The organism is Paenibacillus sp. OAE614 (assembly GCF_040546645.1).
GTDB lineage: Bacteria > Bacillota > Bacilli > Paenibacillales > Paenibacillaceae > Paenibacillus_AQ > Paenibacillus_AQ favisporus.
The window spans coordinates 2,176,735-2,203,549 of record NZ_JBEPOD010000001.1 but is presented as its reverse complement, the minus strand read 5'-3'; the positions used below and the strand labels follow the sequence as shown (position 1 = coordinate 2,203,549).

Sequence of the window (26,815 nt, the reverse complement as noted above, 5' to 3'; positions counted from 1 at the left end):
CTCGATTCTGCTCAAGGATGGATAAGTCCTCCCATATGGCAGGGGGCCTGTTTTCCCTCACCTTCATCATCCCAATCACCTCATTTCAGCTTGTGCTCGATAAAGAGAAAGATGCCCTGCAATCGTTTCAGCTAAGGCATCTTAGAGGTCGTTGTTATGTCCGTTGTGCAGCTCTGCCAATACAAGATTTGCGTTCTACAAATGTCGTATCCACTTTGATCTTCGTCTTGACGCTTAATTCCTGTTCCATCCAATCGGACAGCATATCCACGGCAAGGAATGCCATACGCTCCTTATCTACGTGAATCGTCGTTAATTCCGGCGAAACGATGACCGATTCCTTAATATTGTCGAAGCCGATGATCGACGTATCCTCCGGGACGCGGATGCCGAGCTCCGACATCGTCTTGATGGCACTGATGGCGATATAATCGCATTCACAGAACCAGGCGGTGGGCAAGGATTTACCGTTATCTAGAATACTTGACAGCTGCTGCTTCAAAGCTTCCTGCGACGTCAGAATCGTCGGCGCGACGGATAACCGGTGCTCAGGGGCAACTTGAATATCGAATTCGGCAAGCGCGCTGAGAAAACCGCGCTCCCGTTCTTCGAAATTATGAATTCGCACACTCGAGGCGATATAGCCGATCGACGTATGCCCTGATTCGCACAAAAAGGTTCCCGCTTGATAGGCGCCCATCATATTGTTAATGCCTACGAATTGAACCGGCATTTCTTCATAGCATGTATCCAGCACCACAACGTTCGTAAAATGCTGGTGAATGTAGTGAATCTGCTTGCGGGACAGATTCGTTCCGAGCACGATGACGCCCTGATGACGGCTGGCCCCTCCGTCTCCATGTATCTCTTCTTCAAAAGATTCCATATCCACTTTGGAGAAAAACAGCCTGTAGCCCTTCTGTCTGCACCGTTCTTCAATGCATTGGATCAGCTCCTGGAAAAAGGGCTGCTGATAATACTCCTCCAGAACGATTCCGGAATTCGTCACGACGAGGAAAACGAGAGAAGAGCTTGGCCCCGCTGCGCCGAATCCGATAATCGTTCCTTCTCCTTGCTCCTCTTCTTCTTTCCTGGCGCCTGCTGCTCTGATCTTCGGCGTATATCCCGCTTCTGCGGCGATTTGCAGAATACGGTCGCGCGTCTCCTGTCCAATGCCAGGCTTTCCGTTAAACGCTAATGAAACGGCTGCCTTGGAAACATTGGCCATTCTGGCAATGTCCTCCATTTTCATACAAGGTTGCTCTCCATTTCTTGGATATCTGTTAAGTTAACTGAAGTGTACTACGATTTTAAATTCACTTCAATAGTTAACTAAAATTTTTACTAAATTTATTTTATGTTTAGTTCTTTATAGCTAAATAATGTCATATTATGGATTGACCGGCCCTAATACCGGTGTTATTATGGCTGTAAGCGGTTTATTTTAACATATATCATTCACTAAACTAACTAAACTTTTTTGACTTAACTAAACTACACAAGAAACGATTTATAAAGGAGAATCGGCAATGAAAAAATTAAAACTCGGTTATGCGCCCACCCGGCGGTTTACCTTCAGCGCAGAAGACGCCTTTAAGTATAAAGTGCAGATCCGGAAGCAAATTGAAAGCTTCGGCATGGATATCGATATCGTCGATTTAGAGGGATTGAACCCTGAAGGCTTGCTGTATGACGATCACATCAACGCCGATCTCATTACGCAGCGTTTTAAGCAGGAAGAGGTCGATGCCGTCTTCTTCCCCCACTGCAACTTCGGAACGGAAGATACCGTGGCGCGCGTCGGCAAGGGGCTCGGCAAACCCGTCCTCCTCTGGGGTCCCCGCGACGAAGCACCGCTGGAGGACGGGATGCGCCTGCGCGATACGCAATGCGGCATTTTTGCCACCGGCAAGGTGCTCCGTCGTTTCGGCGTTCCCTTTACCTATGTCACAAACAGTTGGGTAAACGATCCCGTATTCGAGCGTGGATTTACCAACTTCATCGCGGCTGCAAATGTTGTGCGCCAGTTTAAGAGCCTCCGCATTCTTCAAATTGGTCCCCGCCCCGCTTCCTTTTGGACGATGATCTGTAATGAAGGCGAGCTTCTGGAGCGCTTCGGCATCGAAATCCACCCGATCACCCTCGTCGACATCCAGTCGAGGTCGAAGAAAATCGAGTCCAGCGGCAGCAGCGAGCTGCTGGAAGTGATCGAATACATTAAGGAAAAGCTCGATGTCAGTGAAGTCACCGAAGGGGATATCCGCAGAATCGCCGCACTTAAGGTCGCCATGAAATCTTACGCCCAAGAAACCCATAGCAGCGCCATCGCGATTCAATGCTGGTCCTCATTGCAGGAAGCGATGTCGATCATGCCGTGTCTCGCCAATGCGATTCTGACGGACGAACAAATTCCAGTTACGTGCGAGACCGATATCCATGGGGCGATTACCTCGATTATGGTGCAGGCCGCCGCGATGAATGAGCATCCGACCTTCTTCGCCGATATTACCGTCAGGCACCCCGAGAACGACAACGGCGAGCTGCTGTTCCATTGCGGTAATTTCCCGGTCTCGTTAAGCGTGGAGCAGAAGCCTAGGCTGCGTAAGCACTTCCTGTTCGATGACCATGCTCCCGGAACCCACGAAGGCGAAATCCGCGGCGGCAGCATGAGCATCGCCCGATTTGACGGAGACCACGGGGACTATTCGATTTTTTTAGGCCGCGCCAAAGGAATTCAAGGTCCATTTACGCGGGGTTCCTACGTCTGGGTCGAGGTGAATGACTGGCCGCTATGGGAAGAAAAGCTCGTGAAAGGTCCTTATGTGCATCATTCGGTTGGCATACATGCGAATGTCATCCCTGCCATCTATGAAGCCTGCAATTATATTCCTGGTCTTACGGCCGATCCCGTGGATCCGACAGAGCAGGAAATTCAGAGCTGGCTGCGCGGTTCGGATCTAGCCCGAAAGACATCGGCAAGCACCCACGCATAAGGAGGATTCGTTCATGGACACGAGAGCGTTAAAGATCAAGGCGGCCCAGATTCGCATGGATCTCCTCACCATCATCCACCGTGCCAAAACCGGACATACCGGGGGTTCGCTCAGCAATACCGACATTTTAACGGCATTATATTACGACGTCATGAAGCTTGATCCGGCGAACCCGAAATGGGAGCTGCGGGACCGGTTTATCGCAAGTAAAGGCCATTCCGTTGAATCGCTGTGGTGCATCCTTGCGGACAAAGGCTTTTTTCCGAAAGAAGAACTGAAAACGTACAGCCAGTTCGGTACGCGTCTCATCGGGCATCCCAACAACAAGGTGCCGGGAATTGAGATGAACACCGGAGCACTGGGCCATGGCCTCCCGATCTCCGCAGGCATGGCGCTGGCCGCGAAGCGCGACGGTCTGCCGTACCGCGTGTTCTGTCTGATGGGTGACGGCGAGCAGGCGGAAGGCTCCAACTGGGAAGCCGCGATGGCCGGCGCTCATTATAAGCTGGATAACTTGATCGGGATCGTCGATCGTAATCGCCTCCAGATCAGTGGCACCACCGAGGAAGTGATGGGACTGGATCCGCTCGATGAGAAATGGCGGGCATTCGGCTGGCATGTCGTCTCCATCGACGGCAACGACATGGACGCATTGGTTGAGGCGTTTCGCGCTGCTCCAAGCGTCATTGGGAAACCCACCTTGGTCATAGCGAACACCGTCAAGGGCAAAGGGGTTTCCTTTGCCGAAAACGTCGCTGCCTGGCACCATCATGTCCCCGATGATGAGCAGCTGAAGCTCGCGCTCTTTGAGCTGGAAGCCCAGATCGCGGAACTTTCTCGTGAAGGACAGGTGATCTAGCATGAATTCGATTCCAAACCGGCAGGTCATTTGCGAAACGCTGCTGGAACTGGCCAAAACAGACCGGGACATTATGGTGCTGGCAAGCGATTCGCGCGGGTCCGCGGCGATGGCACCCTTCGCTAACGCCTATCCCGAGCAATTCGTCGAGGTGGGCATTGCGGAGCAGAATATCGTAGGCATGTCGGCAGGACTTGCCCACAGCGGGAAAAAGCCTTTTGTCACTTCCCCTGCCTGCTTTTTAAGCATGCGCAGCATCGAACAGATCAAAGTCGACGTCGCTTACTCCAATACGAACGTAAAGCTTATTGGGATTAGCGGCGGTGTAAGCTATGGGGCGCTCGGCATGTCGCATCACTCCGTGCAGGATCTCGCCGTTGCCCGGGCCATCCCGGGGCTCACCGTCATGATGCCGGCCGACCGGCACGAAACGAAAAAAATGACCGAAGCGCTCGTTCAATATGAAGGCGGCGTTTATGTCCGCATCGGCAGGAACCCGGTCGAAGACGTCTACCCGTCCGATGATTATCCTTTTGAAATCGGTAAAGCCGTTACGATGCGGGAGGGGACGGATGTGACGATCATAGCGGCCGGCGAGACCGTTCGCGTCGCCCTGGATGCTGCAGACCGCCTCGCCGAAGACGGCGTATCCACTCGGGTCCTGAACATGCATACGATCAAGCCGCTGGACGAAGCGGCCATTGTGAAAGCCGCCCGGGAAACCGGACGTATGATCACGGTTGAAGAACACAGCATCTTCGGCGGCCTGGGCGCAGCCGTCGCAGAGGTTGTCGTGCAGCATCACCCCGTTCCGGTGAACATTGTGGGCATCCCCGACGAGCCTGCCATTGCCGGGAAGCCAGCGGAGGTATTCCGTCATTACGGGATAAGTGCCGCACATCTCCAAGAATTGGCTCATGATCTAATGCACAAGCAAAGGGCAAGAACATGATGCATAAGCAGCGCTACATTTTGGCCATCGATCAGAGCACCTCGGGGACAAAGGCGCTCCTCGTCGACCGTCAAGGGAACACCGTTGCCCGCAGCTCGAAAGAACACAAGCAGTATTACCCGCAGCCCGGTTGGGTCGAGCATGATCCGCTTGAAATCTACGGCAATGTCATTGCCGCAGCCCTTTCCTGCATGGAGGCGGCCGGCGTTGAACCGGCAGAATTGGCGGTGCTGACGCTGACCAATCAACGCGAAACGGCGTTGATCTGGGACAAAACCACCGGCCTTCCCGTCTATCCGGCCATCGTCTGGCAGTGCCAACGGACCGCCGACGTCTGCATGCAATTGCATGAAGGCGGAAATGAGCAGATCGTCGCAGACAAAACCGGCTTGATGTTGGACCCCTATTTCTCGGCAACGAAGCTGCAGTGGATCCTGGATCATGTGGACGGAGCGCGCAGGCTGTCATCCGAAGGCCGCCTGCTCGCCGGAACGATCGATAGCTGGCTGGTCTGGAAGCTGACGGGCGGCTCCGTCCACGCGACGGACTACACGAATGCCAGCCGGACTTCGCTCTTCAACATTCATACCCTGCAGTGGGACGAAGACCTGTGTTCCCTGTTTCGGGTCCCCGCTTCCCTGCTGCCGGCTGTCAAGCCGTCGGACACCTTCTTCGGGTTTACGAAGGAGCCCTTATTATTCCGAGAAGAAATTCCGATTTCAGGCGTGATCGGCGACTCCCAGGGGGCTTTATTCGGACAGTTCTGTCACGAGCCCGGCATGGCCAAAGCTACTTACGGTACAGGAACATCGGTGATGATGAATGTTGGAGAACGATCACTCCCCTGTGAAGAAGGGCTTGTCACGACTATCGCCTGGGGAGCCGGAGGCACGGTAATCTATGCGCTGGAATCGGTCCTGCGTACGACAGGAGACAGTATCCAGTGGATTCGCGACAATTTGGGATTGTTCTCCACTTATGAGGAAATGCAGGAGCTACTGGATAGCGTCACCTCAACGGAGGGCGTGTATTTAGTCCCTGCATTTGTCGGATTGGGTGCCCCTTATTGGGAGCCTTACGCACGGGCGGCCATTCTCGGGATGAGCCGCTCAACCGGACGCGGGCATCTTATTCGTGCGGCGCTGGAGAGCATTGCCTACCAGGTCAAAGATTCCGTGGCCATCCTGGAAGAGAAGTCCGGCATATCCCTCCGGGAGCTCCGGGCGGATGGCGGCGCTTCGGCAAACGATTGGCTCATGCAATTCCAGAGCGATCTGCTGAACCGGCCGCTGACCCGATCCGCATGCGCCGAATTGTCGGCCATGGGTTCGGTATACTTGGGCGGACTATGCGTTGGCTTCTGGTCCAGCCTAAATGACTTGCCGCGAAACTCCCTTTTATACGAAACCTTCACGCCTCAAATGGATGAAGAAGCCCGGCATCATTTATATGCGGGTTGGAAAAGCGCTGTCCGCACCATCATCGATGCAGACAAGAAAACTAAGATTCACGCCGAATCATGATGGTTTTCAACCATATCCCTAAGCAGGCATACCTCAGACTCCGTTTATTCGGAGTCTTTGTTTATTTTCGCCAACCCTTGCTTGGTATTTTGATGGGTCCAAGCATGAAAAAAGGAGTACCTCCCCAAATCTCGAAGTGCGCAACAAAACACCGAGATCAAGGAAGAACTCCAGATGAATATTTTTCAAAAAAATGGCTCTGATTTCTTTGATTGTTGATTTTCAACCAAAAGGAAACATTGAGATGCTGAGAATTAAAACTTACGTTTATGATAGGGGAGACCTTCCCCCTCTTCACAGTAGGATTTGAGACTCTAAAGGAAAATAGCCCAGTTGTAGTTACAAGAACGAAAGAATGGCGTTACTTCTCTCCAGTTCATGTGACGCAAAGTAACAAAAGACTTCCCGTTCTTTTCTTCAATTTCAAAGGAAATCATCGTACCCATCCACTCTGGATCTGAATCTATACACTTCCAAATGACTTTTTTATTCGTGATCAATTCCTCAATTCTCATCTTAGTGATATCATTGCTGCCGAATCGAAATTCATTAATACAGCCAATTTGATTATTGATCATGAGTTCATTGGTCCAAATTTCCGACAGTCCCTCAGCGGTGGTTAAAGCTTCATACACCTCCGACGCTGGAACATGTACGGTTTGCAGGTGCTCGATATTTGCCATGCCTTACCCCTTCCTATACCTTGGATACTGAAATTAGCAGTTGATATTTACCTGTCTGCAATCATTCATGTTTCGTGCTTATGATAACATGCAGTGAATATCATCGTTTCTTTTGGATTGCGATATCGGTATTCCTCATAAAAAACTCGGGAGAACGCCACTTGGAATCAAGTGACCGCCTCCCGGGTTTTGGTTATGCCTTATTGTTGGTTATGCCTTATTTTTGTGATTCCTCATCGGTCAAGTAAAGCGAAAACTCCTGCAAAATATGATCTACACGAACCGGCTGGCCCGTCTCCATGCTGCGTTCCATCGCGGCCATGACCGCCAGCGTCCGGATACCTTCGCGAAGGTCCGGCTTTGGGATCTCTCCCTGATCAAGGCATTCGGCAAAATATTCGATGTAGTTCTGGTACTCGCCCGCATGGTGGCTCTCCCCTTCGAAGCGGAAGTAATACGGCCGCTTTTCCTCAAAGGAGTGAACTACCGTCTTCTCCTTATGGAAGTGGGTGTAGTACTCCAGCTTGGAGTATACTGCGCGGCTCGTACCGTTTGTTCCGCGCAGCGTACAGCTGATTCCCGGGTCGACGCCGCGGAGCGCCGGGGTCGTATAGGAGCCGCTCACTTGAGCGATGCGCCCTTCACGGTCTCTCATCAGGAATCTCATCGTATCCGGTACGGAGAGACCATGCCCGCTATTGGTACTGCTTGAACGCCCGTATCCGAACACTTCCTCGATATCGGGCAAATACCAGACGGCCAGATCAACGGCATGAATCATGAAATTGTACATCCAGCTGAAGCCGGATTGCTTGCTCCAGGTACGCTCCAAAAACCATCTGGCGTCCGAAATGTAATATGCTTCAACGGCTTCCAGATTACCGTGCCGTCCGGCAACATAATCTTTCCGCTGATGAATCATCGGTTCAAAAAAGCGGCTGCTTTGTCCAACGAACAAATGCTTGCCGGAAGACTTCGCTGCTTGAAGCACATCATGAACGCCCTCCAGCGAATTCAGCATCGGCTTCGTGACGATGACATGCTTACCTGCCTCGAAAGCTTGCTTGATATGTCTCCCATGCCATTGATCCGGCGTATATATCGCAATCACGTCAATGGCGGGATCGTGGAGCAGCTCATCGTATTGAAGCGTGTAGCGGGTCAATCCGAATTCAAGCGCCCGTTCCTTGCAGATGTCTTCATTGATATCGCACATATTAACGATCTCCCAGCGTCCGCTGGCCTGTGCCGCCGAGAGAATACTCCTTCCTTCCCCCAAGCCGATCACGCCAAGCCTGTACGTGCTCTTTTCCATGTACAATTCAACTCCATTTCGTTGTTACTGGCTTAACGCTCAGCTATACAGCCAATCCAACGAGCGGGAGCTTTCACTGAACGGTGCTACGTCCCGCTCCATCATCTGCTGGTCGGCAGCAATGACGCCGAGCACGGCATAAGCTCCCTTGCCAAGGTTCAGCACATGCCGCCCAGGTTCATACAGGAACGCATGCACGTTAACGCTCGGGAAGAACGAAGTCTTGATCCCTTTCCGCAAAATAGGCGATAGCCCTCCCCGATCATCCGCATGCGTATTCTCATCCAAGGTCGGTACTTGAAGCCATTGCTGATCGGATGAATTGAAGTAGCCGACAAGCAGGCGCACCGGCGTATCCGTTTCGAACTCGATCGCCATGCCCCGGTTTGCGGCATCCCTGCGGCTGAACCGGATTCCGGTTAAGCCTTCCAGCTCTTCCGCGCAGCTCTGGATGTACACCTCGCCATCCGTGAACAGACTGCTGTCCTTCGTTACCTCATAAAGTTCTGCTCCTTGGGTCATTAACCGAAATTCCGCCTGACGGTATGGCTCAAATCTCTGTTCGTGGCCAACGTGGTCTGGAAGCTTACCAGACTGCAGCTGCTTTACGTTGGATTCGAAGCATCTAAGCTCCTCCTGGTAAACAGGGAGGCAGTCTTTCCAATGCTTGTATTGCTTGCCGTCAGGAATTGGTATTTTGCGATGAGGGGTTTGCATGCTGTTGGCATACAGGTAGGTGCGTTCCGTCAACGCTGTCAGCTTCCGGTACCAATCCAGGCTTTCGCGAAGATCGGAAACCGCCTCCGCTAATACGTCCGTATGATCCAGATAGCTGCCGTTCACCTTATGCTTGTATTGAAGCACCTTGACGGCTGCGCGCACCTTGGCACCATAAAACTTCATTAAATAGCGTATCGCTTCCACGTCTGTGACAATCCGTTCGTATTCTTCCCTGTTGCTCGTGACGTGGGAGCCGGCCTGCTGCACGGAGGCCCAGGCCTGATCGGCAAACATCTCGGCTGATTCGATGACATCGATCGGTGTCTCACCGACATGAGGTTCTCCGGCTGCTTCTCTCGCAGCAAATGTTTCCAGCCTCTCGCCTTGCGGCGCGTGATCTTCCCAAAGGGCTTTGTAAGGGGAATAGCGGTCGGGATTCGTCAGCTGACTCATTTTCATGCCGAGCGATAAGGTCTGCCTGTTTCCCTCCGTAATCCCGAAGCGGCGGAGAATCCGCGGCGCGCACTCCCCGAAAGCATCGTAAGCTTCAAGGAGCAGGGCGCCCGCTTCGCGCGATCCGAACCTTGCCGCAAACTGCTCTATCCAGTAGTACGTTTCCGTTTCCGGGTCTCGGTCTGGATTCCAGGCGTAACGGGCCCAGGCGGCATACCATATCCAATCGCGCTCGGCCTGCTTCAGCCTAGGCTCCGCCTTGTCACCGCTATAAGGCCAATCCCAGTAAAACAACGGATACACATGCAGGCCATTCGCCTTCTGCCGATGCTTTGCCGCCTGCATGCTCTTTTGTATAAAAGCAGGCGCCCCGTAACGGAAGGGCTCCAGGTTCGCCAGGATGTGAATGTTTACGATATGAACCGACTGCATGCTGCTTAAGTTCCGATGGGTCTGTACCCAGCCGCCCCTTGGCGTCCAGGTCGTCAGCGACTCGCCGTTGTACTTGGCTTCGGTATACAAATTCGGATACAGCGGGGCCGCCTTTTCGATGATCGGCTCCGCCTTCAGCGCGTGGGCACGCAGGATGATGGGCGGATAATCCTTCATGTTCAGATCGCGGAGCCCTTCGTTCACGCCGGCAAGAATGGTGTCAATAAACCATTCCGCTCCATAGACGCTCCCTTGCAGCGCTTCGCCGAGGCATAGCATCAGCCCGACGCTTGGATAGGATCGAACAAAGGCCGCGATCGATTTCCGGGTATAGTCTGCGGTAATCGGTAGCGGTTTCGGCTGATGAAGCTCCAGCCCGTGTTTCTCGGCAAACGGCAGCGGGATATGAATATTGTAAAAATTCAGCACAACCCAAATGCCGCGTTTGTCCGCCTCTTTCGTCAGCCAGCTGAACGTCTCGTAGTTGAGCTGGTACTCTTCTTCCGTCACTTCGAGCGCTTCGGGATAATCTTCGACTTTGACCAGGGATGCGAATGGGTGTCCCGTCCAGATATATACGACATTGCTGCGCTGCCGGCACAGCATATCCAGATAGTCGATCCACATCGATCGATCATAAAACCAAGGGAACCGCTCGGGCGTGATCGGATACTCGTATGTACGCCGGGGCGGCTCGATCTCCGTCTTCTGCAGTCCAAGCACAGGGCCGCGCAAAACAAAATCCGGGGTTTCCCCATGCGCGAGGAGATTCGGCACTTTGCCCGCCGAGCGGATCCTGCTGGCGAGCTCCATCGCCCCGTATAAGGCGCCCGTATCATTTCCTCCGGATATGACGATCAAATTCCCTGGCAGTGTGGCTAAATAAAAACCTTCCTTGCCCGGCTCCTGCGAATGGTAAATAAGCACCTCTTGCTGCTCCAAAGTCCGGATCAATTCCGACTCTTCGCGGTGACCGATGTAAATTTTCAAGTCCGGGGATTTTGCAGAAGAAAGCGCACTCCATTCTTCATCCGCCACCTTCGGTTCATAACCGCAGTCCTCCAGCGCGCCAATCAGCTGCTCTAATCCATGCTGCATTCGCGGTGTTGCTTCACGTTGAATACTGAGCCATACGCTTGGGTTCATTATTTGTAGCACCTCCGATTGCATCTTTCAATTTCTTGTCAGGCCGTACGCCAATTTTTCACTGTACGGCCGACTTGTTGCCGCGCCATGTCGAGAGAAGCCATGGATATGCAGCGCGTCCGCTCACTTCGTGCACACCCGGGAATATATCGTACTGAAGCACGGACGCCGCGTTTTCCTCAAGATAGACGTTTTGAACAATCTCAACCGCCTCCCGGACAGAAGCGGCTGGAAAGATCGGGTCGTTTTCTCCCGATTCGATGAATAGAGGACGCGGGGCGATGAGGCCAATAAGGTCGGGTAGCTCGGCATAATCGAGTACGCCGGGGATGAAGTTATCAATGCAGTGATTGATCGATAGAATGCTGCCTTTAAACGTATTTGTAAAAGCGCACAGCACCGCTGCCCGTATCCGCTCATCCAGCGCCGAAGCATAGGCTGCGACCAAACCGCCGCCGGAGAAGCCCATACAGCCGATTTGCCCAGGATTGACTTCAGGCCGGGTTGCCAAATAATCCAGCGCCCTTAGCGCTTCGAATACGCGAAGCCCCGCAAGGGACATGCCGAACATCATCAACTGGCCGGTCAGGGAAACGCAGGAGCTCCTTTCCTTGCCCGGTTTCGTGTCACGGATGAGCCTGCGGTCGCCCAAGCCGATCATTTCCGGCGCAGCGACAATATGACCCTGCTTCATGAGCTCGAGCGCGAAGCTGTTATGCCCGCCTTTCTTCTCTTGGATCGTGCCGTCTTCGGCCAGGCCCACGACCTCTCGGCTCCCATAGCCATGCCCGTGCAGCGCCAGCATGCCTGGAAGCTTGCCGGACGCTGCCGGCTTTTTCGGAATCAGGATATAGACCGGCATCCGCAGTCCGGTGACCGTTCCGATGTCGACGCGCTCCCGGATATAATCTTCATATTCGACGCGTTCCAGAATAACCGGCTCAAGCGGTGAGCGCATGTCATCGAACGATCCCAGCGTCAGCGAAGACCGGAGCCGCTCTTTCAACAGTTCTTTGCTGCCTGGGCGGCTTAGCTGGGAGTTTTCCTTTCGGGCCGGATCTGAATTTGCATACAGCATCTCCATAAAAGAATCAGGATTCCACAACGCTCTTCACTCCTCTCTCCGTAAGAATGCTCAATGAAAATTTGTACTCAACTTATCGTACATTCACCTTGACACATGCGGCCTCGAAGCTTCGAGGCTTTAATAATTTCAACATCAAGAACACAGATCAAAGACAAAGATAAGTGAAGCAAAAACAAACTATTCCGTCGGAAGGCTGATCTCCTCCGGGTTCCATCCATCCTCCCCTGCCAGCACCCTGCTGACGCTTAACGTGGACGCCGATTGTTCCGTCAGCACCTTGGCCCAACCGACCCGATCCGCCTGCTCAGCGCCCGGTCCCGTGCTTCCATATTCCGCATACCGCGACGTAATCTCTTTGCTCGGATCACGCCAGTTATCCCAACCTGCCGGGCGGATATGGCGATCCATCCACGTATTGACAAAAATCGTGCTTCCGTATGGCTTCCATGGCCGGCCCAGGCTTACCGTCTCCGCGGTGGTGGATGACGTCAGCCTGCACTGAAGCAGCACGTAACCGTAAGGTTGGTCGATACCCGTCGAAGCTGCCGTCACATAGCCGTTATGACGGTTCAAATTGTGCAGCTCGCATTCCTTGAACACGGCTGTCGCCGACCCGAACACAAAATCCACCGTTCCCTCAATGTAACAACGGTCGTACAATTGTCTGCCATTTCCAGGCGTGTACAAGGTATCCTGGTGCCCAAGGATTGCAACGTTCCGGAAGATGGCGCGGTCCCCTGCCGCTTCCAGGGCGACGGCCTGACCAGCACGCTCAAGCCTGCTGGCTGAATTCGCAAAGGTCAAATTTTCCGCGTAAAAATCGTTAGCCCGTACGGTAAAAGTAGCCGTTTCGTATGTCGTCATTTTCTCGCCGTTCGGTTTTAACTTCGACACCGAATCGTCATACACAATAACGGCGCCGTCCCTGCTTTCGCCTCTCATGCAGAGATTCGTTTTGCTTGCCGGGACGGTTATTTTTTCACAGTACTCCCCGTTCTTCAACATGATCAGCGTTCGTTCGGCGGCATGATCCGGCACAGCTGCAATCGCTTCCGCCACCGTAAGAACATCTCCGTTCCCGCTTTGATCCACCACAATGGTCCGCATATGGGCACCTCCTATTTCACTTTCGTCGTCGGCAGCAGTTTTCGATAGATCGTCTCCAGGTCTTCGAGAGAGAACCGCTTCGGATTGTTATCCATGAGGCGGGTCACCTGCGATGCCCCGAGAGCCATCCCCGGAAGGTCCTGCTCCGTCACGCCGTATTCCGTCAAATTCTGCGGGATGCCAATCCGATCCGTCCATTCAGCGATCTGACCTAGGGCCCATTCGGCTTCGGCGCGGGCATGACTGTCGCTGCTTGCTGCGTGGCCCATGCCCTGCCGCATCGCTGCTGCTGCCTGCGCAAGGCGGCCGGCAATCGCGTCTAGCTGCATCTCCATGACATGGGGCAGGAGCATTGCATTCGCAGTGCCATGCGGAATGCCAAACCGGCCGCCTAACGGATAAGCCATCGCGTGTACGGCAGCGGTTCCTGAGGAGGACAGAGCCGCTCCGCCGTACGCCGAGCCGTACAGCATCGCTGAGCGGGCGCGAATGGAGCTTCCGTCTTCGCATGCTTCCACGATGCTTCCGCTGATCAGCCGGATTGATTCAAGCGCAAACAAATCGCTGATCGGATTTGCCTTTTGTCCTATGAACGATTCAAGCGCATGGGTAAAAGCGTCCATGCCCGTCGACGCTGTCACTGCCTTCGGAAGCGTGAGTGTCAGCTCGGGATCCAGCACCGCCAACCTGGGATATAAGCGGCGGCTTACGACTCCGATTTTCAATTGGCGCTCAGGCAGCGTCACGATCGCATTTGGCGTAACCTCCGCCCCTGTTCCCGATGTCGTTGGAATAAGCACGGTCGGAATGCCTTCATGTTCGATGTTGTCCGTGCCAAGCATGTCTTCGATTGGCTTGTTGTTCGTCGCCAATACCGCGAGCAGCTTGGTCGCGTCTAGCACGCTGCCACCGCCGATTCCGATATAAGCCTCGTACGCTTCGCCCTGGATTGCCTCATGAATGGCTTCTATTGCCGCAGCCGTCGGTTCTGGAAAAATGTCTTCCCCGAGAATGTCAGCGGCGATGTCCGAATGGTACAGCTGTTCCCGGAGCTGATCCGTAGTCCTATTCTTTCGGAGGCTTTGCGTCGTGATGATCAGGACGCGCTGGATCGGACCGAGCTGCTTCCGGATTTGCTCTGCGACGGTATGAAACGTTCCGGCTCCGGCCAGAATGGATCCGGCCGTTTGAAAAAGAACCGCCATCACTTTACCTCCTCTTCACGAGGCCTGCCTCGCCCAACACTTGAGCAATGGTACTCCGCACCTCTGCGCTAACCCGCTGCACTGGCAGACGAGGCGTTCCCACCTCGATTCCGAGCTGGTTCATCACTTCCTTCAGGCCCGCTGGGATCGTCCCGTACTGCATCAGCTTGCGGACGACCGCGATATCGGCCTGGGCTTTTGCAGCCTCGGTATGCCACCCAGCCTGCCAATGGCTGTAGATGGAGACGACTTTTTCCGGCGCAATGTTCGCGGATGCGGCGATGGCGCCGGATCCGCCCGCCATCAGAACCGATAAAATGAAGGAGTCCGTGCCTGCAAGAACGGAAAAGTCGCGATCCGTCTGTTGAATAAGCTGAAGCATATGCTCGAAGTTGCCGCTCGAATCCTTCACCCCGACGATATTGGGGATTTGCGACAGCGATGCAACCGTACCCGCTTCCAGCATGACACCCGTTCGTGCCGGAATGTTATAGAGAACGATCGGCAGGTCCGTGGATCCCGCCGCCGCCTTAAAATGCTCTTGGATCTCCGATTGATTCACCGGAACAAAGTAAGGCGTGATCACGGATAATACGTCCGCACCCGCCTCCTCCAATTTGCGTGACAACGAGACGGTCTCCGCTGTCGTCACCGCGCCTGAACCGGCATAGAGCGGAACCTGGCCTGCAATTTCATCCGCCGCAATACGTATCAGTTCAACCTTCTCATCATCGTTCATCGCAAAAAACTCGCCATTGGTCCCAAGCACAAATATTCCGTGGACCCCTGCCTGCAGCAAACGGCGAATCATTTGACGAACAACCTTTTCATGAAGGCGCCCATTGTCATCGAATGGCGTCACCATGGCAGGAATAATCCCTTGCGGTTTAATCATTGGCATTTCACTCCCCTAAACACCGCCGATCCCGGCTTCTCCGAAATCGTCAGCGATAATTGACCCTTCCTTGAAGCGCTTCATCCTCCTGTGCCAGGGCCGCCCGAAAACGAAGGGCATGATGAAGCACCTCCGAAATGACCCATGACGGATTCCAAGTATTAGAGCGTCCCCGCCCCTGAAAATTGGATTGAAAAAATCCTTCGGCCTGTTCTCCAACGACGGTAAATCCCCACTCTCCCGGCTTGGTGCAAATACCTTGGCCAAGGGCGTCAAAGACCATCCGGCCTAGCTTTACGTACATTTCGTTGCCGGTGAGGAGTCCGAAACGCCACAGCTCATACGTCGGGAAGAAGACGTCGAGATGATGGTTCTGCACACTCACCCCGGGCCAGCCCACGGCATTGAATCCCCGCTCCCTGAACGGCGTCCCTTGGTCATAGGCCGGATTCCACATATACACATAAGTAAGAATCCAGTCTGCCGCCACTTCCGCCCATGTCCTGTATTCCTCTGCCTCGGTCAGACGAAACAGCTCGTAAGCCGCGATGAAGAAAAACATCCCCGCTTCCTTGTCCTCGCATCTTGCATCCAGAGTAGACCGCGCGAACGGCCGATCGAAGGTTTTGGCATGCAGCTCGTAATAGCGTTCCATGGAGGATCTGGAGACATTGAGGTAGCCTTCTTCGCCCAATACCTGGTAAGCCTTCAGTAATGCGATGACACACGGAATGCCGGCAGCCGTAATTTCCGTCTCTGCCGCATGCCCATCCAAGCGCCAGCTCGCTGGAAAAATGCCTGAGGGCATGGCTGCGCTGAGCAGGAAATCCGCGGATCGTTTAAGTTCATCCGTCCACTCCTCCGGCACCGCTTCGCCCCTGCTGCGGAATAACAGAATAATGTCCGCCAAGTCGCTCACCGTTTCTCCAAAGGCACGGCTAGAGACGACCGCCTCCTGCTGCCGATGGAAATGGTCCCACCTGCCGTCTGACAGATGGTATGCGCTGCTGCGAAGCCCGGGTACCGCGGTACCGCTGCCTTTCAGGTAAAAGTTCACCGCTTTTTTGCAGCGAAGAATGCGATCGGAATCCCGGCCTCCGAATCCGATAAAAGCGTCGCACCACGCCAGCTTCAAGCCCTGCCCTGTCCAGCCGTACATATAATGCAGCCCATGCTTTGAAACGAGGCCGAATGCATTCCGGTCATTGAACTTCACATAACCGGCAGCATGCTCCGTCTCCCGCCACCGGTCATCCATCGCCAGCGTCTTTAATCGGATCATCTCATCAATCGAATGCGGGGCTTCGCCTCTCGGATCATACAGCCGGACGGCGCGATGAACGACTTGTGAGAAGGCCCAACCCGGCACCTGCTGCGCCCCCCATTCCAATACATAATGTTTGGTTAGGGAGAACCCCGGGGGAAAATCGGTATAGCCGCCGTCATAAGGTCCCGTCAAGCTTTTGCTCACACAGACGATATCCTTTTCGCCGTTAAACATCAGCACGCCGCTCATGGCCGCCAGCGAAATATTTCCGTTTCGTCTGTAAGCACCGAGTGAGCCGTAATGGACCGTGCCGTCTTCCAATTCGAGATAAGAGGGCAGTGAGAACAAGGTGAATGACCTTTGATGTCCCATATCCTCTTCCCATTCCACGTTGATGCAAGGAATGGGCAGCCGGTGCTCTTCACAGATGAACCCCTGGAACTCGCCGACGCCAAGACGCGGCACAAGCCTTGAGGGATCGGCAGACGGATTGTTATTGTAGATCATATGCGGAATGGTCACGTTCTCTTTGCCGCGGGTGACAAGCTCCCATTCCAAGCCTACTGCAGCGTCTTTCCAAGTGACGTCTCCCGTGTTTTCCCATGTCGCATTCACGCGGAGCAGTTCTTCCGCATCGAAGCTCAGCTCGATCCCAAGGTGGAGCTCACCGCAATCTGCGGTCACGCGCAGTGTATCGTCATCGCACTTGATCCGCGAAGTTTTAAGCCTGATCCGATCGGCGCGCCATGGACGTCCCTGGGAGCTTACCGCCATACGGCTTAACGAATCGCTAAAATAAGGTTTGGCGTCTCCCCCGCAGGACAGCTGCCACTCAATATCGTTGTCCGACTGCCGCAGCTCAACGATTCGATTGCCGGCACGACTAACCAGCCGGTATGTCGTCATTCCGCCACGCTCCTTCCCTATCGTTTCTACATCCGAACGGGATCAATCCCCGTCTCCCACGGCCAGCAGCGGCTCTGTATCCTCCTCTGCGATCGTGCCGGTTACCAGACCACCGCTAACCTTTTGCAGACGAAGTGCATAATACAGCTTGCCCGGCAGCTTGATCACAAACCGTTCCTGAAAGGTCTGGTCCAGCCTCTCAAGCTTCATATTCCAGGTATCGATCAGATCCGCCGCGAATTCGCCGCCCGGCATTGCGAATAAGCGTGACGTGCAGCGATGCGCTCCGAAATACGACAGAGCGTATTCGCCTTGCCGCTCTATCGTTGATACGTCATGACGCATTCTGTTGTACGACAAGAAGTCCGGTGCATCGGAGAGCAGTTTGCGCAAATAAGCGATGCGCGGCCAGCTCTCCCCTTGCAGCTCTCCGCCATGAATGGACCAGCATGTTCCCCCGGAGCCGACGAGCGATTCTCCATGGGTTACATACCCGCCGCGGGCCATGCCTTCCCATATCCGGCAGACCAGTTCTTCCGGCGTCAAGGCGTTTTCCTTTCCCGGTCCGGTTCCTTCATAACCGCAGTGGTCAATCATGACCGGCTTCTCATACTGAAGTGTAAAGGTTGAGGCAATCGTCACCTCCTCATGCCGGAGACTGATATGGGTCAGCCAAGGAGCCCCCCAATCATAAGCTGCAGGCGCACCATGAACCGTAAGTAAATGCTGACCGTAATCGCATTCACGAACAGTTCGGCAGGCGCAGCGCCAATATTTATCCCGCCGCAGTGTGCCGTCTCCCAAATCGGCTATCGTCCACCAAACGTTGCGATATGCGGCCAAACGCGACACGACATAGCGGATGTATCGTTCTTCCTGCACCGGCGTCAGCTGAACATCCGCTTCATTTGCCGGTAAGAGCGTAAGCTCGGCCTCGATCCCATGCTGAGCCAGCACCTGCAGACATTCCTCCAACCTGGCGAAATAAGCGGGGTTATAGCGATCAAAGTCCAGCTTGCCGCCTTCACCGAACGCGAACGGCGAAAAGTTCGATTCGCCCGATCCAGTGTATTCCACATTCGGCATCAAGCTCATACGGGCTTTATTGAAAGCTGACGCTTGCAGCGTACGGATCGTCTTGGCACGGCTTGCACCGTTCTGGATATGCCATGCTGACAGTTCTGTACCAAACGGCGTATAAGCCGTTCCATCCGCATAGGCAAAATGCGTTGCGTCTGCCACGCGTACAGGCCCATGCACGCCGGGATCCGCCGGCAAGCACAAAAACTCACCCTTCATTCCGTCGACAGGGAGCGACGGACCATCCGCATGGAACGACCACTCCCCTTCTTCGTCAGGCATGAAGCGGACGATCAACGATCCGTTCCCGTCGTAAAAGCCGTCCGCATGAAGCTGCCGCATTCCCCTCTCAAATACAGCGCGGAGTCCCGCATCCGCGTACAATGCGTCATCCGGAGCAATTGGCAGCCGCAGTTCAAAAACGTCCCAACACTTTACCGTGTCTTCGAATTGCAACAATCGTTTTCCTCTCCTCTCTCATAATGCTCCTCTCATACGGCATGTAAGCGAAGGGCTGTATAAGGCTGCGCCGGCAGCATCACCTCGCTCTGTCCCGCATAGGTGCCTGTTACTTTTGATACCGACATGTTCCAAATATCAATGAGCTCGATACGGTATTGCCGGTCGGAAGGCATCGGCAGTTTATAGGAAGAGAAGCGATATTTGCCCAAATAAATCAGCGCATAGGAGCCTTCCTCACGCGCACCCATCCAGTCCTCAGGTCCTTCCTCCATCAGCCGGCGCAGGAAACGGATGCGTTCGGGACTGTCCCCGTACAGCCGCCCTCCGCGCGAAATCCAGGCACCGGTCGGCTGATTCTCGAAGCACTCGCCGTGCGCAACGAAACCGCCTCTCGTCATACCTTCCCAATACCGGTCCATCAGTTCGAGGCCCGTAATATTCCCCCAGCGTTTAGCGACATTGCCTTCATAGGATATCTCGTCAATGACGACCGGTTTATGCGCCTTGGCCAGCAGCTCTGTCGTCGCGCCCGCATCCCAATGCTGAATGCTTTGATGCGTAAGCCACGATTTGGTGAAGTCATACACGGTAGCATGCTCATACATCTTGGTTCCGTTATGAATCGAACGAAGATGCTGGTAAGGATCTCTGCGCTGCACATATTGGAGCAGCCGGTCCCAATCCTCCACCGTCTTCATCCGGTTAAAATCGTATTCGTTCGATAACGACCACCATACATTGCGAAACGCACCAAGCCGGGCAATCACATAGCGCAAATAATAGAAATCCTGCTCTATCGATAAGCTGTTAAAGCCCCATCCTCCCTGCTTATCGTAAGGATGGAACAGAATGAGGTCCGCTTCGACGCCGATCTGCATCAGCTCATATATGCATTTTTCCAAGTGGGCGAAGAAAGCCGGGTTAAACCGGGTTGTGTCCGCATCTTCTGGACAAGTACCCTCATATGCTACCGCGCCCGGACGCATATCCCGCGTGGGAAGCAGGCACATCCGCACCTTGTTGAACGGGGATTTCCGCAGCTCCTCAATCGTTAACCGCTCATGCTCCTCGTCCCCCGTATGGGTCCAGTGGTAGCATGTCGTACCGAATGGCAGGAAGGATGTTCCGTCCTCGTATTCGAATAAATAGCCTTTGCGTACGCGAACCGGTCCATGATTTTCAGATGAAGCTTCCGTGCATACAAAACCGCCCGATCGACCGTCAAGCTCCTTGGCGCTGCTCTTCGTGATAAAACGCCAAGCCCCCTCTCGGTCAGGCATGAACCGGATGCGGTATATCCCCGCTCCATCGTAGAAGCCGTCTACGGCAATCCGGTCGTTCCGGTATTGAAATTCCGCCGACAGTTCCACATCCTGAAACGGATTTCCTTCCGCAGGCCCCTCTAATGCGATTTCAAACATTCCCAAGCGTTCGACTTCTTGCATCTCCATGAATTTATAAGCTCCTCCATTCCATTGCTATTCGACCAGACCGGTCCGCTCAACGCCTTCAACGAACCAGCGCTGCGTGAAAATATACAAGACGAGCGGCGGCATCACGGATAAAAACGACTTTGCCATTTCGATCGACTGCGCGAATATTTTGCCTTCATTGGTGCCCGCGGCGGCGGTCGCTTTTGCCAGCGCGATGGACAGCGGCACATCCTGCATTTTGAACAGGAACATCATCGGAAAATAGCTGTCATTCCAGCTCCATACGAAGGAGAACAAGAACACGACGACAATCGCGGGCGTCGCGATCGGCAGCATCACCTTGAAGAAAACGCGGTATATGCTCGCACCGTCGATCTTCGCCGCTTCTTCCAGCTCCTTCGGGAGGACGGAGAAAAATTGACGGTAAATGATGACATACAGCGCGCCCTTCAGTCCATGCCCAAACAGCGTGGGGATGATCATCGGGAAATACGTGTCAACCCACCCTACTTCCCGGTACATCAAAATCAATGGAAGCACGGTGACCTGCGGCGGAATAATGAACGTGAAGATCAGGCATGCGAACCAAAATTTCTTGAACGGAAATTTTAATCTCGCGAAAGCATACCCCGCCATAGCGCAGGAGATCAGCTGAATGAGCGAAGATGCGAGCGACAGGCTGGCGCTGACGCCGAACGAAACCGGGTAATTCAGCGACGTCCATGCTTCTTTGAGATGCCCCCAATAGATCGACTTCGGTATCCAATTCACAGTTGGATCCAGCAAGTCGCTCAGTCCCTTGACCATGGTGGAGATCATATAAAATATAGGATTTAAATACAGGTACGCTGTTTCGATCAGCACAACGTAAATGAACAGCCGGAAGATCAGCCCCTTATCGGCTTCCCGCCCGAACAGCAGGACCCGAAGGCGCTCGCCAAGCCCGTATAAACCGGAGCGCATATGCTGCTTCCGCAGAACGTTTATCACTTTCTCCATCGTGGTTTCCCCCTACCTCGTAAATGTCGTGCCCCGAGCCGCTCTTCCCAGCACTAGGAATACAAGCCCCAGGAACAGCAGGATGATGATGAAATATACCCATATCAGCGCGCTCGTAGGGCCGTACTGCGTCGGGTTGACACTCGCGATGATCGGATTTCCGGGGAACGTAAACAAGTCTACGACCGTGTATACCGTATTCAGCAGCACAAACGGCATCATCGCTGGCAGTGTGATCTTCCAGAACACCTCCCATGGATTGGCTCCGTCAATGCGGGCGGCCTCGTACACCGATGACGAGATCGTCTGCCGTCCCGCGAGAAACAGTAAAATTTGAACGCCGGAATACCATAAAATCAGGATGAAGGAATTCAGGACGGTGACGATCGGTGTTGACCAAGAGGCAGGCAAGTATTGCGTAAGCGCCGTAGAAATGGAATATTTCTCAAGGAACCCAAGCTCCCCTCTGCCCTGGCTTAGAAAACGCTGGATGACGTTGCCCGATGAAAAGATGACCGGAAGAAAGAAGACCGCCCGGAATAAGCCCCTCCCGAAAAACTTTTGGTTCAGCATGATCGCAATCATAAACGAGAAGATGACGATGATTGGAATCATAAACAACACCTGCCGCAGAAACGGGAGCAACTGATCGTAAAAGACCCCGCCGTCCTGGAACAAAATATTCGAGTAATACTTCCAGCCGACGAATTCGGTAAAAATACCGTTCCCGGTAATGCGCACGCTGTGAAAGCTCATATACAGCGAGTAGAAGAGGGGAAACGAAACGAATAACAGGAACCCGACGATCCAGGGCAAGATGAGCAGTATCCCCTCATACCTCTGGGTAAAAACGTTCTTTATCCGTATCCAGCCGTTCATAACCCCTCTCCTCCTTTCAAGACGATAAAATCATTTCCTGGAATCTGCCGCCCTGCCACCGTGACTTGCGCATCGTTGTAGTTCACGATGATCTTCTTCCCATTCGCATAGACGGTCTCCTTCACATTGGGAGCGACCGTCCGGTTACTCGTGATGAACTGGTCCTGGACATCTCCGAGCGCTTCGCTAAATCGCTTGTACTCCTCCAGGATGGATGGCTCCCACTCGTCAAAGTTCAAACTGTACTGCCAAACCGAGTACGCCCGCTTCATTTCCTCTGTCTTTGCCTGCATTACGCCGAAGGCCGGAGCCGCCCCATATTCGATGCTGCGCAGGAAGTCTTTTTGATACTCGTCTCTTGCATTCCCCCAGTTCATCGTATAAGGGACCAGGCCATGCAGCACCATTTGCGCAAACGGCACGGCTTCGTCCAGAAACAAATCGTAAGAGTAATCTCCCGGAATGGACCGGACGGCATTGGTGTTCTGAAGAGCATAGGCGTTGCCGCCAATCGTGCTCACGGTGGAAAACTTGGACTTGACCGTATCAATAAATTCCTGCTGCAGTTTCGCGGCCTCGCTGCGGTTTGCAGCATATTTTCGATTGTAGTCGCTGTCGAGGCTCGAGCCCGTGCCGGCAAGCGCCAATCCATCGACTCCCAGCGCCTTAAACGAATCGATCCGGCTCTTGATCCTGCCCAGGGACACCGCCGCACTGACCAAAGCAATCTGATCGTTCGCCTCGCGGCGGTTAAACTTCAGAATTCCTCCCGCCTGATCCTGCATCGCTTCCCTTTTCGAGTTAAAATCGCCGCCATCTGTATTTATGGTGTAATTCGTCTCAAGTAAAAGCGTGTCTCCTTTGGACTTTGTGTACGCAGCCAGGCTTTTCATACCTGTATTGCCGCCCAAATGCTTATCAACCTGCGTTCCAAACCCGAAGCGGCTGACTCCTCCGGTCTGCCAACCTTGATAGGTGGCCACGATTTGCGGGATGCCCTTAGAATGCAGGCGATCCAGGATCGATTTAGCCTCATCCGTCGTCGTCCCGGTAATGAACTTGTTCTGGAGGAAACCTTTCTGCGAATCGCCGCCCACGATATCAAGAAATAATGGAAGGGGCGAACCGGCTGTCTCCAATCGCTTCATGTTCTGCTCTTCGGTTAAATATTGGCGGTACCTTGCAGCCATGCCGGAGTAGTCGCTCCTTGTTCCGGGAAGAACGTAATATCGGACCGCGCGGTCCTCACCGAACCTTGCTTTGCTGTACGTATTAAAACCCGTCTTTTGGTCGACCGAAGTTGGCTGGAAATACTGCATGCGGTATTCCTGTTCGATTGTAGCCCAGGCATACTTGCTGTATACGCCAGCTTGCGCCGCATAAATAGCGCCGTACTCCGCCCCTTGATCCGCTACGGCCAGAAAAGCGCTGCCCCCTGACTTGATGCCGTAGATCGGCATCGTAACCGGCTTACGATTCGTAAATATCGGGGCGTACGCGCTGTCCGTGCCGTAAATCGGCTCTCGGTACACGCTGCGGTCATTTGTGATGTTCTCCTTCAGGTTATAGATCGCGCCCGAACCGTCCGGCAGCAGAATGTAGCCCTCTTGCCCGCGGGGCTGCGCGGCGCCGAGAAACGGATAGGCTTTTAAGCTGAGCAGCTGGTCCTTCCCTTCGGTAATGCCCGAATCGATGACCTTGGTTTCCACGTAGTCGTCCTTAATCGTAACCTCGACCGGAATGATTAATTGAAGCGAAGGAAGCGCGAAAGTGACCGCGAATCCGTTCTCGACCGGTTTCCAGCTCATGATGCCGCCTTTTTGTGACAGCAAGCTGCTTACCAAGACTTCGGTTTGTTTTGCCGTGTCGACGGTCTCCATCATAATCGGGGAGAGCAGATTGCTGCGCCAGTTGCCGCTGATGGTCTCATATGGCCAATCTTCCGGATTTGGATACGACAGCAGCTCATGGCCATCCCTTTTGTCACGGACTTTGAAATGTCCGGTGTGCTTATCCGCATACAGGACCAGCGTGTCGGTTTCTGCTACCTGCTCAAAGTCGGCATCATTCGGTAAATCGCCGCTTGTGCTGACAGCCGGTTTCAAATCTGCAGGAATGGCAGCTTGTGCTGCCTGTGCCTGCTCGGTAACATTTGATGTGCCGCTGGCGGAATGCGTCCATATGTAGATGCCGGCCGCCGCTGCGACCAGGACGCAAACGGCTCCGGGAAGCAGCTTCGTCAGCTTGAAGTCTAGCTTTTTTGCTCTGGTCAACGCACCGACACCTCCTGAACGATCGAGTAGATGAAGCTGCGCAGCTCGGTGGACAGACCGAACAGGATGAAGCACAGCACTCCGATAATGACCATCGTACCGATGGTATACAGTAAATTAACTGCCGTCTCGCCAACGGTATAATTTTGAATCGACATCACCTTCCAGATGAGCAGCAGAAACACCCACACGTACATGCCTTGATGAAGAAATTGATAGATGGACTCCTCACTTAGCGACATGCCGTTCGATATGAGCGTTAATGGCAAACCTATGACGATGAACGGCGTAAGCGCATAGGAGCTGCCGATGAATACGTCCTTAAACCGGCCTTCACCGCGCATAATACTGCTGACCAGGTAGTTGGATATCACCCATCCGACCCATACCAGGAAAAACTGCAGAAATACGGTCGTGGCGCTCAGCGCCTTGATCGCCTCGGCGTTAAAGGAAAAGCTCGTATACGATCGAATGACGGCATAGGAGATATAGGCAAGCGCGAGAACGACGCACGCGCTTAGGTAACTGCCTTTATGCTCATACCGGAGCGCATAGAAACCGTCAACCGGATGCCGCAGAACATAGAAGGTGTGCCTTAATTGCCCTATAAAACGCGAGGTCAGCTGAATACGCGACGGCCTTAACCGGCTCACTGCGGGATAGCGTTTAGCAGCGATCCTGTACAGAATGTACAGGACAATGACGCTAATCAGGATGTTCATAAAGAGGCCGAATCGATCCTGCAGCCACTCGAGACGGATTTGCCAAAACGCATTGGAGTACCCTTTTTGGATGCCGGCCTGAAGGTACAGCTTCTTCGCTTCCGGGTAGTCTCCACGGGAATAAGCCGCTTGGGCAAGCCCGATGACAGCCGGCGTATAATACGCGTTCAGATGCAGCACTTCGCGCCAAACGGGCTCCGCTTCTTTATACCTTCCGTCGATGGTCAAATTGTTCGCTTTATAGACGAGTGCACCGAATTCTGTTTGACGGAACTTCTGAATCAGGTTTGCATTGTTGTCCAGAATGTAAATTTCGTTCCGGGAATTGATGTCGATGGCCGCCGGGCTCTTCACGATGCCGAGCTGCGTAGTGTTCGGGCTTGCGTCCCCCGACCAGAAAAACAGCAGGTTGCCGAACGTGTCATATTGGCTGACCACCTTCGAATCGCTGTCGATGACGGAGAAATTCCCGAGCCGGTCAACGGCGATATCGGTTAAGTTCGGGATTTGATTCGCAGCTGCAAACCGGATTTCGCCGAATGTATCGTTGCTCGTTCCCATCGAATTATCGGAAGCGAGAAAATCCTTACCTGCGTAATTCAGCTTCTTCACTTGCGAGCTCTTCAGCTGTTCACCAAACGAAACGGTGTATACAAAACCGCGCTCGTCAATGTTTACATTGTTGATCGCCGGAGGCAGCTTGCTGATCTGCTTCTCGTACATCGCTCTCGTATAAATTTTCCGCTTAATGGAATCCAGCAGCGTGAACGGCGCCTTGTTCGCGGCAAAGAATCGGACGAAATCGCCGTCAGGTTCAAGCTGTAGGAGCCCGTTATAGCTGCCCCGCGAGACGATGTATACATATCCCCGTTTATCCACCGCAACCTTGATCGGTTCAAAACGGTATCCTTCGGGAATGAACCGCGATTCCGGAAGCGTATATTCCTTCAGCAGCTTCCCATCCGGACCCAGCATCACGATCCGTGCATTGCCGGTATCGGCCACATAAATATTTCCTTTCCCGTCAACGTACAGACCCTGCGGACTCGACAGCGGCTTATCAGGGAGCGCCGGGAGCACCCGATCAAACGTCCCGTCCCGCTTAAAGACGACGATCCGGTTGTTACCCGTATCGGCGACGTAGATGACATCCTGCGTATCGACGAACAGGTCGCTGGGCTGCGCAAGCGGAGACAGCACCTGCTTGTGGGGATCCTCCGGATCCGGGATGAATACATCCCGGCCCAGCACCTGCTCAGGTGCGAAAGCAGCCTGCGTCCATACGAGCGAATCCGTATCACTTCTATAATTCGTTGCATAAGGATAATCGGCGGATGCAACCGCCGGATAACCGACCCATACGAGGCACACGGCCAACAAGCCCCACAGGAGACGGATTATTTTCAACTTTGCCGGCTTCATAA

The 26,815-nt window shown here is 53.8% G+C and carries 19 protein-coding genes; 4 read left to right on the top strand and 15 right to left on the bottom strand.

Annotated elements, in window-relative coordinates; translation table 11 throughout:
• Positions 1-154 precede the first annotated feature (154 nt).
• Positions 155-1,252 carry a LacI family DNA-binding transcriptional regulator gene (locus ABIE48_RS10455; protein ID WP_192714614.1) on the bottom strand — a complete coding sequence of 366 codons (1,098 nt, stop codon included), beginning with the start codon at positions 1,250-1,252 and terminating at the stop codon, positions 155-157.
• Positions 1,253-1,529: 277 nt separating this feature from the next.
• On the opposite strand from ABIE48_RS10455, the gene ABIE48_RS10450 reads away from it, so the two are divergent.
• From ABIE48_RS10450 to glpK, 4 genes are read left to right on the top strand one after another with little or no spacing between them, the layout of a single operon-like run.
• Positions 1,530-2,993 (top strand): L-fucose/L-arabinose isomerase family protein, encoded by a 1,464-nt coding sequence (locus ABIE48_RS10450; protein WP_145021340.1) that lies wholly within the window; start codon positions 1,530-1,532, stop codon positions 2,991-2,993.
• 13 nt (positions 2,994-3,006) lie between these two features.
• A complete protein-coding gene (locus ABIE48_RS10445; protein ID WP_145021343.1) occupies positions 3,007-3,852 on the top strand; it encodes a transketolase in 846 nt (281 codons plus the stop codon).
• A gap of 1 nt (position 3,853) precedes the next feature.
• Entirely contained in the window at positions 3,854-4,804 is a 951-nt protein-coding gene (locus ABIE48_RS10440) for a transketolase family protein (RefSeq protein ID WP_145021345.1), read from the top strand.
• Positions 4,804-6,327 (top strand): glycerol kinase GlpK, encoded by a 1,524-nt coding sequence (gene glpK, locus ABIE48_RS10435; protein WP_192715320.1) that lies wholly within the window; start codon positions 4,804-4,806, stop codon positions 6,325-6,327. Before ABIE48_RS10440 ends, glpK begins: the two co-directional genes overlap by 1 nt.
• Positions 6,328-6,641: 314 nt before the next feature.
• On the opposite strand, the gene ABIE48_RS10430 is transcribed toward glpK, so the two are convergent.
• The 14 genes from ABIE48_RS10430 to ABIE48_RS10365 all read right to left on the bottom strand — a co-directional run bounded on the left by ABIE48_RS10430 (position 6,642) and on the right by ABIE48_RS10365 (position 26,813).
• A complete protein-coding gene (locus ABIE48_RS10430) occupies positions 6,642-7,010 on the bottom strand; it encodes an SRPBCC domain-containing protein (RefSeq protein ID WP_192714615.1) in 369 nt (122 codons plus the stop codon).
• A 217-nt stretch (positions 7,011-7,227) separates the two neighbouring features.
• Entirely contained in the window at positions 7,228-8,325 is a 1,098-nt protein-coding gene (locus tag ABIE48_RS10425; RefSeq protein WP_192714616.1) for a Gfo/Idh/MocA family protein, read from the bottom strand.
• Between the two features lie 39 nt (positions 8,326-8,364).
• Positions 8,365-11,076, bottom strand: coding sequence for a beta-N-acetylhexosaminidase family protein (locus tag ABIE48_RS10420; RefSeq protein ID WP_192714617.1), 2,712 nt, complete (start codon positions 11,074-11,076; stop codon positions 8,365-8,367).
• 58 nt (positions 11,077-11,134) lie between these two features.
• Entirely contained in the window at positions 11,135-12,181 is a 1,047-nt protein-coding gene (locus ABIE48_RS10415; protein WP_192714618.1) for a dienelactone hydrolase family protein, read from the bottom strand.
• 159 nt (positions 12,182-12,340) lie between these two features.
• Positions 12,341-13,270 (bottom strand): pectinesterase family protein, encoded by a 930-nt coding sequence (locus ABIE48_RS10410; protein WP_192714619.1) that lies wholly within the window; start codon positions 13,268-13,270, stop codon positions 12,341-12,343.
• An 11-nt stretch (positions 13,271-13,281) separates the two neighbouring features.
• Entirely contained in the window at positions 13,282-14,475 is a 1,194-nt protein-coding gene (locus ABIE48_RS10405) for an iron-containing alcohol dehydrogenase (RefSeq protein WP_192714620.1), read from the bottom strand.
• 4 nt (positions 14,476-14,479) lie between these two features.
• A complete protein-coding gene (dapA, locus tag ABIE48_RS10400; protein WP_192714621.1) occupies positions 14,480-15,370 on the bottom strand; it encodes a 4-hydroxy-tetrahydrodipicolinate synthase in 891 nt (296 codons plus the stop codon).
• Positions 15,371-15,419: 49 nt separating this feature from the next.
• Positions 15,420-17,543 (bottom strand): hypothetical protein, encoded by a 2,124-nt coding sequence (locus ABIE48_RS10395; protein ID WP_192714622.1) that lies wholly within the window; start codon positions 17,541-17,543, stop codon positions 15,420-15,422.
• A gap of 42 nt (positions 17,544-17,585) precedes the next feature.
• Positions 17,586-19,082 carry a DUF5605 domain-containing protein gene (locus ABIE48_RS10390; RefSeq protein ID WP_192714623.1) on the bottom strand — a complete coding sequence of 499 codons (1,497 nt, stop codon included), beginning with the start codon at positions 19,080-19,082 and terminating at the stop codon, positions 17,586-17,588.
• Positions 19,083-19,114: 32 nt separating this feature from the next.
• Positions 19,115-20,536 carry a DUF5060 domain-containing protein gene (locus ABIE48_RS10385; protein ID WP_192714624.1) on the bottom strand — a complete coding sequence of 474 codons (1,422 nt, stop codon included), beginning with the start codon at positions 20,534-20,536 and terminating at the stop codon, positions 19,115-19,117.
• Between the two features lie 27 nt (positions 20,537-20,563).
• The gene (locus ABIE48_RS10380; RefSeq protein ID WP_145021379.1) at positions 20,564-21,517 is read right to left on the bottom strand and encodes a carbohydrate ABC transporter permease; all 954 of its coding nucleotides are present in this window, start codon (positions 21,515-21,517) and stop codon (positions 20,564-20,566) included.
• Between the two features lie 12 nt (positions 21,518-21,529).
• Positions 21,530-22,396, bottom strand: coding sequence for a carbohydrate ABC transporter permease (locus tag ABIE48_RS10375; RefSeq protein ID WP_145021382.1), 867 nt, complete (start codon positions 22,394-22,396; stop codon positions 21,530-21,532).
• Entirely contained in the window at positions 22,393-24,669 is a 2,277-nt protein-coding gene (locus ABIE48_RS10370) for a DUF5696 domain-containing protein (protein ID WP_192714625.1), read from the bottom strand. Before ABIE48_RS10370 ends, ABIE48_RS10375 begins: the two co-directional genes overlap by 4 nt.
• Positions 24,666-26,813 (bottom strand): YIP1 family protein, encoded by a 2,148-nt coding sequence (locus ABIE48_RS10365; RefSeq protein ID WP_192714626.1) that lies wholly within the window; start codon positions 26,811-26,813, stop codon positions 24,666-24,668. Before ABIE48_RS10365 ends, ABIE48_RS10370 begins: the two co-directional genes overlap by 4 nt.
• Between the last annotated feature and the right edge of the window lie 2 nt (positions 26,814-26,815).

Bases quoted from the DNA above. Each gene is read 5' to 3' on its own strand.
- ABIE48_RS10455 (WP_192714614.1), bottom strand. From the start codon at position 1,252: ATGAAAATGGAGGACATTGCCAGAATGGCCAATGTTTCCAAGGCAGCC.
- ABIE48_RS10450 (WP_145021340.1), top strand. From the start codon at position 1,530: ATGAAAAAATTAAAACTCGGTTATGCGCCCACCCGGCGGTTTACCTTC.
- ABIE48_RS10445 (WP_145021343.1), top strand. From the start codon at position 3,007: ATGGACACGAGAGCGTTAAAGATCAAGGCGGCCCAGATTCGCATGGAT.
- ABIE48_RS10440 (WP_145021345.1), top strand. From the start codon at position 3,854: ATGAATTCGATTCCAAACCGGCAGGTCATTTGCGAAACGCTGCTGGAA.
- glpK (WP_192715320.1), top strand. From the start codon at position 4,804: ATGCATAAGCAGCGCTACATTTTGGCCATCGATCAGAGCACCTCGGGG.
- ABIE48_RS10430 (WP_192714615.1), bottom strand. From the start codon at position 7,010: ATGGCAAATATCGAGCACCTGCAAACCGTACATGTTCCAGCGTCGGAG.
- ABIE48_RS10425 (WP_192714616.1), bottom strand. From the start codon at position 8,325: ATGGAAAAGAGCACGTACAGGCTTGGCGTGATCGGCTTGGGGGAAGGA.
- ABIE48_RS10420 (WP_192714617.1), bottom strand. From the start codon at position 11,076: ATGAACCCAAGCGTATGGCTCAGTATTCAACGTGAAGCAACACCGCGA.
- ABIE48_RS10410 (WP_192714619.1), bottom strand. From the start codon at position 13,270: ATGCGGACCATTGTGGTGGATCAAAGCGGGAACGGAGATGTTCTTACG.
- ABIE48_RS10405 (WP_192714620.1), bottom strand. From the start codon at position 14,475: ATGGCGGTTCTTTTTCAAACGGCCGGATCCATTCTGGCCGGAGCCGGA.
- dapA (WP_192714621.1), bottom strand. From the start codon at position 15,370: ATGATTAAACCGCAAGGGATTATTCCTGCCATGGTGACGCCATTCGAT.
- ABIE48_RS10395 (WP_192714622.1), bottom strand. From the start codon at position 17,543: ATGACGACATACCGGCTGGTTAGTCGTGCCGGCAATCGAATCGTTGAG.
- ABIE48_RS10385 (WP_192714624.1), bottom strand. From the start codon at position 20,536: ATGGAGATGCAAGAAGTCGAACGCTTGGGAATGTTTGAAATCGCATTA.
- ABIE48_RS10380 (WP_145021379.1), bottom strand. From the start codon at position 21,517: ATGGAGAAAGTGATAAACGTTCTGCGGAAGCAGCATATGCGCTCCGGT.
- ABIE48_RS10375 (WP_145021382.1), bottom strand. From the start codon at position 22,396: ATGAACGGCTGGATACGGATAAAGAACGTTTTTACCCAGAGGTATGAG.
- ABIE48_RS10365 (WP_192714626.1), bottom strand. From the start codon at position 26,813: ATGAAGCCGGCAAAGTTGAAAATAATCCGTCTCCTGTGGGGCTTGTTG.